The sequence below is a fragment of the Bifidobacterium choerinum genome, from assembly GCF_000741135.1.
GTDB lineage: Bacteria > Actinomycetota > Actinomycetes > Actinomycetales > Bifidobacteriaceae > Bifidobacterium > Bifidobacterium choerinum.
Genome location: NZ_JGYU01000004.1, coordinates 97039 through 110047, shown reverse-complemented (window position 1 = coordinate 110047; position 13009 = coordinate 97039). Strand labels below are relative to the sequence as shown.

Here is a 13009-nt window from a genome sequence, read left to right as displayed (position 1 = left end):
CCGCGGGGATGCGCTCACTGCTCGATGACGTCGTAGCCGTGCTCGGCGAGCACGTCCTTGAGCTTGTCGAGGTACACCTGCGCCGGCTTCGTCAGCTTCGCGCGCTCGTGCGAGATCCAGCCGACGAGCATCGTCACGTCGGTGTCGAGCGGCACCGTCACGATCTTCTCGTTGTTGAGGTCGCCGTTGTCGATGCCGGTGCACACCGTGTATCCGTTGAGGCCGATGATGAAATTGAGGATCGTCGCCCGGTCGGTCACGTTGATCTGCTTGGGGGACTGGTCCGGCCACACCGCCTCCTCGGCGAAGTAGAAGCTGCCCTCCTCACCCTGCTCGTACTGGATGAACGGGAAGGGCCTGAGGTCCTCCATCGTGACCTTCTTCTTCATCGCGAGCGGGTTCGTGCGCGCGATGAACACATGCAGCGGCGCGCGGAACAGCGGATGGAACTCGAGATGCTTCTCGCGCAGCAGCTTGCCGATGACCTGTTTGTTGAAGTCGGACAGGTACAGGATGCCGATGTCCGAGCGCATGTTCGCGACCTGGTTGATGATGTCGCGCGTGCGCGTCTCGCGGATCGTGAACTCGTATTCGTCCGAACGGATCGATTCGATCATCTTGACGAAGGCCTCGACGGCGAACATGTAATGCTGCGTCGAGACCGAGCACAGCTGCTTGCGCGGCTTCGCGTTCTTGTAGCGTTCCTCCATCAGCGAGACCTGGTCGAGCACCTGGCGCGCATAGGTGAGGAACTCGGCGCCGTCGACGGTCAGCGCGATGCCCTGCGACGAGCGTGTGAAGATCTCGATGCCGAGCTCGTTCTCGAGTTCCTTGACCGACGAGCTCAGCGCCGGCTGCGAGATGTACAGCATGTGCGACGCCTCGTTCATCGAGCCGCATTCGACGATCTTGACGATGTACTTGAGCTGGAGCAATGTGGCCATGCGACGCCCGTCCTTTCCTGTTCCGCGTCCCGATGATATGCCCGAGTGGTATGTCCGAGTGACCGCCGTCCGATACGTCAGATGGCCGCGCCGAGCGTACGCAGCGCGTCGCGCGCGCCGTCCGCGTCGGTGAAGCGGACGCCGCGCCAGCCGAGCGCCTCGGCGCCGACGACGTTCTTCGCCGTGTCGTCGACGAACGCCGTCGTCGCGGGGTCGAGCGAGAACCGTTCCTCAGCGAGACGGTAGATCGGCGCCTCGGGCTTGTGCAGCCTCTCGACGCCGGAGACGACGGTGCCCTCGAGCAGCTCCTCGAGCTGCGGGAAGCGTTCGAAGGCGAAATGGAAGGTCTCCTCGGCCCAGTTCGTCAGTCCCCACACGTGCACGCCCGCGGCCTTCAGGTCGCGCAGCAGCCCTTCCATGCCCAGGACCATTGCCGGCAGCGCGTCGCCGTAGTGCTCGATGTAGTAGCGGTAGATGCCGGCGATGTCCTTGCCGTGCTCCCTCTCGACGATCGGCAGCACGTCGTCGAGGCGCATGCCGCCATCCATCAGGTCCTCGTAGTGGAAGAACCCGCAGGGGTCGTCGTCGGCGCAGATGCGTTCGACGAGCGCGGCGTCCACATGCCCGTCGAGCGCGCAGTGGCACTGCCAGTCGACGAGCACGCCGCAGAAATCGAAGACGACATCGGTGATCGGACGGGCATCGGCCATCGGGAACCTCGCTTGGCTGGATTGGGTGAAGATGAAAAACGACATCGCCAGTGTACTGCACGGGCGTCGATTTGCGCCGCCGTGCGGTACATATCGCGGACATGGCGCATATGGCGGATGCCGTGCGGATATGCGAGGAGGATTCCCGAAGACGGGAATCCTCCTCATGCACGGAATGTACGGCCGTCAGACGTGTTCGATGAGGTCGAGCATCTGCGCGACGCCCTTCCTGCCGAAGTCGGTGCGCCGCGCGCCGCCGCGCGTGACGACGATGCACGGCACGCTCATGACGCCGTAGCGTTCCCTGAGCTCGGGGTAGTGCGCGATGTCGTACGCCTCGGCGCGCACGTTCGGGTTGAGCGACGCGATGCGTTGGGCGGCGCGCACCGTCTCCGGGCACATCGTGCATGTCAGCGAGACGAACAGCATCACGTCGACCGGTTCGTGGATCGCCTCGATGCGCGCGCGTTCGTCGTCGGGCAGCGGCTGTCCGGGGCCGGCCGCGTTGTACAGCGCGAGCACGAAGGAGTTGAACTCGTGGCCGCCGGGCACGCCATGGAACGCGATGCCGGTGGGCACGAGGTCTCCGGCGCCGTTGCGCACGAGCAGGCTGACGACCGGAGCGGCGAAGGGCAGCGGCAGCGACGCGTTGAAGACGCCGCGGCCATGCTCGTCGACGCGTTCGACCCGGTCGGCCATCATCGCGAGCTTGCCGCCGCCGAGACGCACGAGCTCGTCGACGAAGGCCCTGAGTTCGACGCTCAGCGGCGTGTCGTCGAGCTGCAGCTGCAACGTGACCGGCTTCTCCATGCGCGCGAAGACCATCGCGAGCTGCGTGCGCACGTCGTCGTCGAAGAACGAGCCGACCTGCGGCGCGGGCGTGTCGTCGGCGTCGCTGGACACGGGCGCGACCGTCGTTTCCGGCGGGGTCTTCGCACGCTCCTCGCGTTCCCTGCGCTCGTAGACGGAGACGGACGGGCGTTCGGGGACGACGCCGGTGCGTCTGGACATGTCGGCCGCGTACTGTTCGGCGTGCACGGCGGCGATCGCGCCGTCGGCCGTGGCGGTGACGACCTGCCGCAGGTCCTTGGCGCGCAGGTCGCCGGCGGCGTAGACGCCGGGCACCGACGTCTCGAGCGTCGTCGGGTCGCAGATCACGTAGCCGTCGTCGTCGAGGCGCACGAAGCCGTCGACGATCGAGGTCTGCGGCACGTAGCCGGCGAAGACGAAGACGCCGAACGTGCCGTCGTCCTGCGGCTGCCAGCGGCGCCGTTCGCCAGTGTGCGCGTCGCGCAACGTCGCTTCGACGAGGCCGCGTTCGCCGGCTTCGACACCTTCGAGCTCGGTGTGGTAGAGGACGTCGACCTTCGGGTCGCGCTTCGCGCGGTCGGCGACCTGCGCGTCGCAGGTGAAGTCGTCCTCGCGCACGAGCACGGTGACCTTGCGCGCGTAGCGCGTCAGGAACACCGATTCCTCGGCCGCCGCGAAGCCGCCGCCGACGACGAGGACGTCCCGGCCGGCGAAGAACTCGCCGTCGCAGGTCGCGCAGGTGGCGACGCCGCGGCCCATGTATTCGCGTTCGCCGGCGAATCCGGCGCGGCGCGGCGCGGCGCCCATCGCGAGCACGACGGCGAAGGCGCGCACGTCGCCGCGCGTCGTGTGCACGAGTTTGACGCCGTCGTCGAGCACGTCGATGCCGGTCACGTCCGCCGTGCGCAGCTCGGCGCCGAAGTCCTGCGCCTGCCGGCGCATCGCCGACGCGAGCGCATGCCCGTCGGTCGTCGGGACGCCGGGGTAGTTGACGACCTCGTCGGTGATCGTGATCTGGCCGCCGAAGTCGTCCTTTTCGACGACGAGCGTACGGTAGCGTGCGCGTGCGAGGTACATCGCCGCCGTGAGTCCCGCGGGGCCGCCGCCGATGACGACCGCGTCGTAGAAGTCCTGTCCGGGCGTGCTCATCACAGCTCTCCGACGAGGTCGAGGCTCGGCTTGATCGTCTTGTCGCCGGGCTCCCATTTGGCCGGGCACACCTGGTCGGTGTGCTCGTAGACGAACTGGGAGGCCTTGACGCGGCGCAGGATCTCGGCGGCGTCGCGGCCGACGTTCGACGAGGTGACCTCGTAGGCGACGACGCGGCCTTCGGGGTCGATGATGAAGTCGCCGCGTTCGGCCAGACCGGTGTGCTCGTCGTAGGTATCGAGGTCGCGCGCGAGCGCGCCGGTGGGATCGGCGAGCATCGGGAAGGCGATCTTGCCGATCTTCTCGTTCGCGTCGTGCCATGCCTTGTGCGTCCATTGGGTGTCGCAGGAGACCGAGTAGATCTCGCAGCCGGCCTGCTTGAACGCGTCGTAGTGGTCGGCGAGGTCCTCGAGTTCGGTCGGGCAGACGAAGGAGAAGTCGGCCGGGTAGAAGAAGAGCACCGACCAGTGGCCGAGCAGGTCTGCCTTGCGTACCGTCCGGATGGCGTCGTTCTGATAGGCCTGGAGGGTGAAGTCGATGACGTCGTGCTGCAGCAGTGTCATGATGGTTCCTTTCTGTATCTGTGCGGCGGGCGCTTCCGGGCGTCCGTCATGGGTGGTGCGGTTCTGTGCGCGTGCGCGCGTCACTCGTAGTGCGCGGTCGCGTTGAGCATGTCGAAGGCGTCGGGCAGCGCGTCGACGACGTCCATCGCGACGATCGGGTGGCCGACCGCCTCGGCGGCCTCATGCGTGTCCTCGTCGCCGTCGGTGAACAACGCCGGCTCGTTCCAGGCGTGCTGGTCGCTGTGCGAGGCGAGCGCGGCGGCGAGCCCGTGCACGTAGGCGGCGCCGGCGACAACCTCGGCGGCGAGCGAGGGGTCGGCGACGACCTCGTCGGCCTGTTGGGCGAGCATCGCCCCGACGATGCCGGCGAGCACGTCCCCGGCGCCGGCCGTGGCGAGGAACGCCGGCGCGCGTCCGCAGACGAGCGTGCGCGTCGAGCCGGCGTCGTCGGCGCCGACGATGACGGTCATCGCGCCTTTGAGCAGCACGGTCGCGCCGGTCAGTTCGCAGGCGCGGCGTGCGGCGGTCAGAGGACGTGCGGCCACGTCAGCGGCGTCGGTCGGCTCGCCGAGACGGGTGAGCAGCGACGCCATCTCGCCGGCGTGGGGCGTGACGACGACGTGGGCGGGCACGTGTGCGGGCAGCAGGTCGAGGGCGCCGGCGTCGACGACGACCGGCGGCATCGCGAGCGCGGCGCGCCGCGCCTCCTCGTCGCCGTCGAGCGAGTAGTGGGCGAGCAGGGCCTTGGCACGGGTGCGCTGCAGGTCGCGTCCGTCGTCGTGCTCGCCGTCGGGGATGCCGCAGCCGACGACCCAGGAATGCACGTGGCCTTTGCCGACGACCGCTTCGGGCAGTGCGCGCAGCACGAGGTCCTGCGCGCGTTCGGGACCGAGGTAGCGCACCATGCCGATGTTCGAGCGCGCGGCGGCGCATGTGGACATGACGGCGGCGCCGGGGTAGGCGTCGGAGCCGGTGATCAGGCCGGTCACGCCGCGTCCGTATTTGGCGTCCTCGAGGCGGGGGATGCGGATCGCGGACTGGGCGAAGGCGCGGTCGACGATCTCGACGTCCGGGTCGACGTCGTCGACGTCGAAGCCGAAGTCGACGAGCGTGATCCGTCCGCATACGTAGCAGGCGGGAGGCAGCATCGCGCACGGCTTGAGCGCGCCGAACATCATCGTCGCGTCGGCGGGGATGTATGCGCCGGGCAGCGTGCCGTCGTCGACGCCGATGCCGGAGGGCGTGTCGATGGCGAGCACGAAGGGGAATTCGATGTCGAGCTCGTCGTCGGGCAGGGCGACGCGTTCGGGTACGCCGTGCGTGCCGACGGCTTCGGCGATGGCGGCGGGGATGCCGTGCAACGCGCCGTTGACGCCGATGCCGGTCATCGCGTCGACGATGATGTGCGCGCGCGAGACGAAGCGCACGGCCTGTTCGAGGCGGGCGCCGGCCTCGCCGGAGGAGAATCCGACGGAGGCGCCGGGGATGTGCGCGTTCGGGTCGAGCGTGAAGACGTGGCCGCCGGCCTTGCGGAACGCGGCGTACGCCTCGTCGTGCAGCGAACGGCCCACGGCGATCGCCGTCACGTTGAGGCCTTCGCCGGCGAGCATTGCGCCGCAGTACAGGCCGTCGCCGCCGTTGTCGCCGGCGCCGGCGAGCACGCATACGCGCAGGGACTCCGCATCCCAGTCCTGTTCGTCGACGACGTCGAGGATGTGCCGGGCGGCGGCGGCCGCGGCCATGCGCATGAGCGGCGCGCCGTCGTCGAGCAGCGGGCGTTCGAGCGCGCGCACCGTCGCCACGTCGTAGGCGGACGAGCACAGCATGTCGGTGCGCGCCCCCTCCTCGTTCTCCTCCATGGTCTGCGTCCTCGCCGCACCGGAGCCGTTCATGCGCTGATCGTTCATCGTCGGTCCTTTCCCCGCCTTCCCGCGACGTGCGAGCGCATGGCCGGGAAGGGACAACACATACACCATCTACTCTAGTGCCGCGCGCCGTGTGCGCCACCGGCCGAACGGCGGGGAGCACGTCGAGGCGTGTCATGCCGCCGCTTCATCTGACAACGATAACGTGCATGTCCGCGCGCCTCCGCCCCCTATAATGGCGGCCGCGACGTACGTCATGCCCTCCGGCGCGGCGTGCGCGATCGGACGCGGGACGCGTGCGCGGGCCCGTGAACAGGAAAGGAACATCATCATGTGCAGTGCAGTGCGTTTCGTCGACGCCGAAGGCAACCTCTACTTCGGTCGCAATCTCGACTGGGAGTGCGGATACGGCGAGAAGATCGTGTACACGCCGGCTGACTACAACTACCAGCCGGCGTTCAACGCCAAGGACCGTAACCACGCCGTCATCGGCGTCGGCATCGTCGTCGACGACACGCCGCTCTACTTCGACTGCGCGAACGACGCCGGCCTGGCCGTCGCCGGCCTCAACTTCCCCGGCTACGCGCAGTACGCCGAAGACAGCGTCAACTTCACGACGAACGTGGCCGCCTACGAGTTCCCGCTGTGGGTGGCGCGCAGCTTCACGAGCGTCGACGACGTCGCCGAGGCGCTCAAGAACGTGACGATCGTCGGCAAGCCGATCAACGACCGGTACCCGGTGTCGATGCTGCACTGGATCGTCGCCGACGCGACGCGCAGCATCGTCGTCGAATACACGGCGAGCGGCATGCACGTCTACGACGACGACGTCGACGTCATGACGAACCAGCCGGAATTCCCGGTGCACCGCCAGAACCTCATCAACTACATCAACTGCACGCCGATGATGGTCAAGCCCGTCAGGTGGGGCGGCGCCGAACTCAAGCCGTGGGGCGCCGGACTGAGCGCCCACGGCCTGCCGGGCGACCCGAACTCGATGTCCCGCTTCGTGCGCATCGCCTATGCGAACGCGCACTATCCGGACAAGCAGGGCGAGAAGGACAACGTCACCCGCCTGTTCAAGACGCTGTCGAGCGCCGCGATGGTCGAAGGCATGAGCGCGATGGCCGACGGCCAGTACGAGAAGACGATGTTCACGAGCGGCTACTCGGCGAGGACGAAGACCTACTACATGGCCACCTACGACGATCCGACGATCGTGGCGACGCCGGTGAGCGACTTCGACGCGACGAGCAACAAGCTGCAGACGAAGTGACCCATGCGAGGCCGCCATGGACCGGTGCCATGGCGGCCTCGTCCGACGAACATCGCCGGCAACCCCGTCGGCGCCGCACGTCCGTGGGCGCGGCGGGGCCACACGACCGGGCAGGAGGCATGCAGTGTTCGAGGAGCTGCACAAGAAGATGAACCATTTCTGGAACGACGACCGCACCCTGGCCCAGACCGACCCGGAGTACATCGAGCTGTTCTCCCGATTCGCCTACGACGAGGTCGTGCACGAACCCGAGGCGAACGACCCGAAGCTGGGGGAGGCCGACCGGTGCCTCGCGATCATCGCCTCGATCATCGGCGCGCAGGGCATGGACGCGTTCGAGATGATGCTGCCGATCGCCTACCAGGCGGGCGTCACGTCGGTCCAGCTCAAGGAGGTCGTCTACCAGGCCACGCCCTACGCCGGATTCGCCCACGCATTGCCCTATCTGAAGAAGCTCAACGACTTCCTCAACGCCGAAAACGTCGCGATGCCGCTGCCCGGCCAGGCCACCGTCGCCGACGACGAACGCATGGCACGCGGCGAACAGGTCGAGATACGCCTGTTCGGCGACGTGATGAAGGACTTCCATCGCAAGGGTCCCGAGGACACGCGGCACATCAACGCCTGGCTCACCGACGCCTGCTTCGGCGACTACTACACGCGCGGCGGCCTGACGCTCGCCCAGCGCGAGATGGTCACGTTCTGCCTGCTCGTCGCCCAAGGCGGCTGCGAGGCGCAGGTGCGCGCGCACATCCAGGCCAACCTGCGTCTGGGCAACGGCGAGCACTTCCTCATCGCCGTCGTCTCGCAATGCCTGCCGTACATCGGATACCCGCGCGCGCTCAATGCGATCGCCTGCATCCGCGCGGCCATCGGAGAACGGGGCGAGGACGACGGGATGCCGGCGGCGCACGAGCCGGACACGGACCGCGGCGACGCATGACGCCGCGCCGTGCGCCCGCGCGGCGAAACGACTACAACGGTCGTAGCGCCAACAACGACCGCAACGAGGAAAGAAACGAGGACATGACGGCAGACAGCGCGAAGGACACCACACGGGGCGCGGCACCGCATGGCGGCGTCGGCGTGCAGCAAGAACGCAAGCATGAGGGGGCGGCCGTCAAGGCCGCCCTCGCGGCGAACATCGGCGTCGCCGTCGCCAAGCTCGGCGCGTTCCTGTTCACGCGATCGTCGTCGATGCTCTCGGAATCGGTGCATTCGATCGCCGACTGCTCGAACGAGATCGTGCTGATGGCCGGCGACCGCGTCGCCAGAAGACGGCGCAAGAACGCGCAGCACCCCTTCGGCTGGTACCGCGTCAAATACCTCGCGTCCTTCGTCGTCGCGACGCTGCTGTTCTTCGTCGGCGGCTTCTTCTCGACGAGCGAGGCGCTCAAGAAGGTCGGCGACGTGCTCGAGAACCCCGCCATCCGCGACGCCAACCGCGGCGAACTCGTCGTCGCGCTCATCGTCGTCGTCATCTCCGCATGCCTCGAAGGCTACGGCCTGCACCAGTCGATCAAGGAATCGAACGAACGCATGCGGCACACCGGCATGCCGCACATGGGCATCTACAGGTTCTGGCGCGTGACGAAATCCGCCGATCTCGCCTCGGTCATCATGGAGGACACGCTCGCGCTCATCGGCCTGGCCTTCGCGTTCCTCGGCATCGGCCTGGCGATCGCCACCGGTGACGAGCTCTACGACGCGCTCGGCGGCATGTGCGTCGGCGTCGTCCTGATCGTCGGTTCGCTGCTGCTCGCCTACAAGGCGGGTTCGCTGCTCATCGGCGAATCGGTCAGCGCGCTGACGCAGGAGCGCATCATCAAGGCCGTCGAAGGCACCGAAGGCGTCGAGGACCTCATCAACATGCAGTCCGTGCACATGTCCGAGGACAACATCCTGCTATGCCTCAAGGTGCAGACCTCCAAGCTCGACCGCGACTACGACGTGGACACCGTCAACAAGATCGAACGGTCGGTGCGTGAGTCGATGCCGTGGTACAACTGGGAGATCTACGTCGAACCGGACATCATGCGCGCCTCCCAGGCCGGCACGCCCGACGAGCCGGTCGACCTCGACTGAACGCGCATGCATAAAAGAGGGACCGGGGCCCATGGCATGCCATGGGCCCCGGTCCCTCTTTTATGCATGCGGGAAGGACGGTCGCGCCCTCACTCCTCGGCGACGAGCTCGAGATAGGAGTCGTTCCACAGGTCCTCGTCGCCGTCGGGCATCAGCAGCACGCGTTCCGGGCGCAGCGCCTCGACGGCGCCCTCGTCGTGGGTGACGAGCACGATCGCGCCCTCGTACTTCGAGATCGCCTTGAGGATCTCGGCGCGCGAGGCGGGGTCGAGGTTGTTCGTCGGCTCGTCGAGCAGCAGCACGTTCGCGCGCGACGTGACGAGCGTGGCGAGCGCGAGCCTCGTCTTCTCGCCGCCGGAGAGCACGCGCGCCGGCTTGAACGCGTCGTCGCCGGAGAACAGGAACGAGCCGAGGATCGAACGCGCCTGCGTGTCGGTGAGCTCGGGCGCCACATGCTGCAGGTTCTCGAGGACCGTCATGTCCAGTTCGAGCGTGTCGTGCTCCTGCGCGAAATAGCCGATCTTCGCGCCGTGGCCGTATTCGACCGTGCCGGTGTCTGGCTCGTCGATATGGGCGAGCAGCCGCAACGTCGTCGTCTTGCCGGCGCCGTTGTAGCCGAGGATGACGACGCGCGACCCCTTGTCGATCGCGAGGTTGACGCCGGCGAAGACGATGTTGTCGCCGTACGCCTTCGAGATGTCCTTCGCCATGATCGGCGTGCGTCCGCACGGGGCCGGCTCGGGGAAGCGGATGTCGGCGACCTTCTCCTTCTTCTGCTCGCCGCTCGTTTCGCTGAGCAGCTTCTCGGCGCGGCGCATCATGTTCTGCGCGGCCACGGCCTTCGTCGCCTTGGCGTGCAGGCGGATGCCCTGCTGCATGAGTCGCTCCGCCTTCTTCTCGGCGACCTCGCGTTCGCGACGGCGGCGCTCCTCGTCGACGGCGCGCTGGTGCAGGTACGCCTTGTAGCCGAGCGAGTACATGTCGATCTGCGCGGTCTGCGCGTCGAGGTGCCACACCTTGTTGACGACCTCGTCGAGCAGCTCGACCGAGTGGGAGATGACGAGGAAGCCGCCCTCGTACTTCTTGAGGAAGCCGCGCAGCCATTCGATCGAGTCGGCATCCAGGTGGTTCGTCGGCTCGTCAAGGATGAGCGTGTCCGCGTCGGAGAACAGGATGCGGGCGAGTTCGATGCGGCGGCGCTGGCCGCCGGAGAGTGTGCCGAGCGGGCGGGCCATGACGTCCTGAGGCAGCCCCAGGCTCGCCGCCATCGCCTGCGCCTCGGACTGCGCGGCGTAGCCGCCGGCCTTCTCGAAGTCCTGCATCGCCTTGTCGTAGCGGTTCATCGCCTTCGTCATCACGTCCGGGTCCGGGTCGGTCATCCCCTTCTCGGCCTTGCGGATGCGCCGGATGATCGTCGCGATGTCGCGCGCGCTCATCATGCGGTCGAGCGCCGACTGCTCCGGGTCGTCGGCGTGCGTGTCCTGCGGCAGGTAGCCGAGCTTGCCGGTGACGCGCACCGTGCCGGCCGTCGGCAGCAGCTCGCCGGTGATCGTGCGCGTCAGCGTCGTCTTGCCGGCGCCGTTGCGTCCCACGAGGCCGATCTTGTCGCCCTTGGCGACGTGGAAGCTCGTCGGATGCAGCAGCGTGCGCGCGCCGATCTGAATCTCCAGTCCCTGTACTTCGATTGCCATGCGTCACCGTCTCCCGACCATAAGGTCCGTGATGTTCGTCCGTTCGTCCAATGGTTGTTGTCGTGAAAACGCCCGTCCCTGTATGAAACGGCGTCGGGCGTGCTCGTGCGCAGACCATCATAAACGCGCCCATGAACGCCCGCCGACGGCGTACATGGCATATGCGGGGCGCGCGTCGCCGTCGGCGGCTAGTCGAAGTCCGCCATGTCCACACGTCCGCGGTAGACCGCGATCAGGTCGTCGAGCGTCTTCGCCGCGTAGGCCGGCGACGTGCTCGGCAGCGGCGTGGCCGGCAGGTCGATGCCGGCGCCGAGCAGCATCGGCCGGCAGTGGCGTTCGTACAGCTGCGCCGCCTTCGCGCCGCACGGATAGATGTGCCGGATTCGCGATCCGCGCACAATCGGCGTCAGGTCGCTCGGCACGACGTCGCGGATTGACGCGTCGGACGCCCCGAGGATCTCGCACGATTCGACGGTGTCCCACAGCGCGAAACGGTGCCTGAGCGCGAACGCGCGGCGCGACTCCACGCTCGTGCCCACCCTGTCCGACGGATCGGACGGGTCGGCGAACAACGCGTCCATGATCGGCCAGAAACGGTTGCGCGGATGCATGTAGAAGAACCCGGCCTCACGCGACTTCGGACTGGCCATCGTGCCGAGGAAGAGGATGCGCGAACGCGCGTCGAACAGCGGCGGGAAGCCGTGCTCGACGCGCGTCCAGCGTCCGTCGTGATCCTTCGCGCTCACCGCGACGCCCCCTCGCGGCGGCCGTCCGTCCCGGCGACGTCGGCATGGAAGTCCTCGACGTGCGGCGCGTCCAGCGAGCGCTTCGCCTCGCGCTGCACCTTCGTCGGCTCCTGCCTGCGCGGCTCGATCGTGCCGAGCCTGCCGGAGACGCGCTTCCACGGCACGTACATGAACACGGCCGTCACGGCGGCGAGCGCGATGATGACGACGGCCGTGAACTTCGAGACGTCCATCAGATGGATCGCGATGCCGACGACCGACCACAGCGAAACGAGGCCGAAGACCCAGTCGTCGAAGCGGAAGCGCGCAAGGCATGCGGCGGCGAGCAGCGCGAGCGCGAGCGCGATCGTGGCGACGGACTGGGCCGTGCCGCTCATCGCGCCGTCCTTCGAGACGTAGTAGGTGACGGCGCGCGCAATGTCGACGAGCGTCTCGACGATGAGCCACGAGCCCCACAGTGAGAACGGCGCCCATCCCCACACGCTCGCGTCGTCGCGCCGGGAGAGGAACCACAGCGTCCATACGAGCGCCGTCTGCACGACGATGAGCGTGACCGAGGCGGGGTAGTTCTTGAAGGCCCACGCGAACACCCAGCCGACGCCAACGAGGCAGGCGGCCGTGAACAGCGCGCCGAGCATCGTGAAGCGCGCGCGGCCGAGCCGTTTTGCGTGCCGGCGTCCGTTGCCGACGCGCACGAGCCACACGGCGAGCAGCAGGTAGACGGGGATCCAGATGAGCTGCACGTAGCGCGGCGCCGAGAACCACGAGTGCACGCGCTGGCGGGCGTCGTTCATGTCCACGTGCACGAGGACGCCGGCCTGCGCGAGCGCCATGACGACGATGAGCGCGGCGAAGGAGACCCAGGCGACGATCATCTCGACGTCGTGTTCGCGTCTGCCGTTCCCGCCGCGGCCGGTCCGCCGCGCCTCGGGCGGCTGCGGGGATGCGGCGTCCGTCCTGCGCGGCGGTGCGCCGTGCGTGTTGTTGTCTGCCATGGTTCTCGCTCCTTCGTCGTGTCCGTTTCCTCCGTTGCGGCCGCGCGCCGGCGTGCATGGGGCGGCGCGCGGCCATGTGTCGGTTTCCAGCGTAGGCGAAACGCGGGCGGCTGCGCGCGGCGCGGCGTCGTTTTTCGTCCCGTGGGCGAACGCGCGGCGGCCGTGCGGCGCCGTC

Annotated in this window: 11 protein-coding genes; 3 read left to right on the top strand and 8 right to left on the bottom strand. The window is 68.0% G+C overall.

The features are described from left to right. Positions 1 to 14: 14 nt before the first annotated feature. The 5 genes from BCHO_RS04125 to BCHO_RS04105 all read right to left on the bottom strand — a co-directional run bounded on the left by BCHO_RS04125 (position 15) and on the right by BCHO_RS04105 (position 6035). Complete coding sequence (locus BCHO_RS04125) at positions 15 to 944, bottom strand: LysR family transcriptional regulator (RefSeq protein ID WP_024541339.1); 930 nt, start codon at positions 942 to 944, stop codon at positions 15 to 17. Between the two features lie 77 nt (positions 945 to 1021). Then, a complete protein-coding gene (locus tag BCHO_RS04120) occupies positions 1022 to 1654 on the bottom strand; it encodes an HAD family hydrolase (RefSeq protein WP_024541338.1) in 633 nt (210 codons plus the stop codon). A 186-nt stretch (positions 1655 to 1840) separates the two neighbouring features. Beyond that, entirely contained in the window at positions 1841 to 3613 is a 1773-nt protein-coding gene (locus BCHO_RS04115) for an FAD-dependent oxidoreductase (RefSeq protein ID WP_024541337.1), read from the bottom strand. Beyond that, positions 3613 to 4176, bottom strand: coding sequence for a redoxin domain-containing protein (locus BCHO_RS04110; RefSeq protein ID WP_024541336.1), 564 nt, complete (start codon positions 4174 to 4176; stop codon positions 3613 to 3615). Before BCHO_RS04110 ends, BCHO_RS04115 begins: the two co-directional genes overlap by 1 nt. Before the next feature lie 80 nt (positions 4177 to 4256). After that, positions 4257 to 6035, bottom strand: coding sequence for a bifunctional ADP-dependent NAD(P)H-hydrate dehydratase/NAD(P)H-hydrate epimerase (locus BCHO_RS04105; protein ID WP_024541335.1), 1779 nt, complete (start codon positions 6033 to 6035; stop codon positions 4257 to 4259). Between the two features lie 337 nt (positions 6036 to 6372). Here BCHO_RS04105 and bsh point away from each other — a divergent pair, with 337 nt between their 5' ends. From bsh to BCHO_RS04090, 3 genes are all read left to right on the top strand, one after another. Then, a complete protein-coding gene (gene bsh, locus BCHO_RS04100; protein ID WP_024541334.1) occupies positions 6373 to 7317 on the top strand; it encodes a choloylglycine hydrolase in 945 nt (314 codons plus the stop codon). Between the two features lie 148 nt (positions 7318 to 7465). Then, entirely contained in the window at positions 7466 to 8260 is a 795-nt protein-coding gene (locus BCHO_RS04095; RefSeq protein ID WP_081707999.1) for a carboxymuconolactone decarboxylase family protein, read from the top strand. 83 nt (positions 8261 to 8343) lie between these two features. Continuing rightward, entirely contained in the window at positions 8344 to 9402 is a 1059-nt protein-coding gene (locus BCHO_RS04090) for a cation diffusion facilitator family transporter (RefSeq protein ID WP_024541332.1), read from the top strand. A gap of 89 nt (positions 9403 to 9491) precedes the next feature. Here BCHO_RS04090 and BCHO_RS04085 read toward each other — a convergent pair whose 3' ends face one another. The 3 genes from BCHO_RS04085 to BCHO_RS04075 form a co-directional block, all read right to left on the bottom strand. Next, on the bottom strand, positions 9492 to 11093 hold the full coding sequence (locus BCHO_RS04085) for an ABC-F family ATP-binding cassette domain-containing protein (protein ID WP_024541331.1): 1602 nt from the start codon (positions 11091 to 11093) through the stop codon (positions 9492 to 9494). A gap of 188 nt (positions 11094 to 11281) precedes the next feature. Next, positions 11282 to 11743 (bottom strand): uracil-DNA glycosylase family protein, encoded by a 462-nt coding sequence (locus BCHO_RS04080; protein ID WP_237743034.1) that lies wholly within the window; start codon positions 11741 to 11743, stop codon positions 11282 to 11284. Between the two features lie 92 nt (positions 11744 to 11835). After that, positions 11836 to 12834: a hypothetical protein gene (locus BCHO_RS04075; RefSeq protein ID WP_024541329.1), complete on the bottom strand. Its 999-nt coding sequence runs from the start codon at positions 12832 to 12834 to the stop codon at positions 11836 to 11838. Positions 12835 to 13009: the final 175 nt, after the last annotated feature.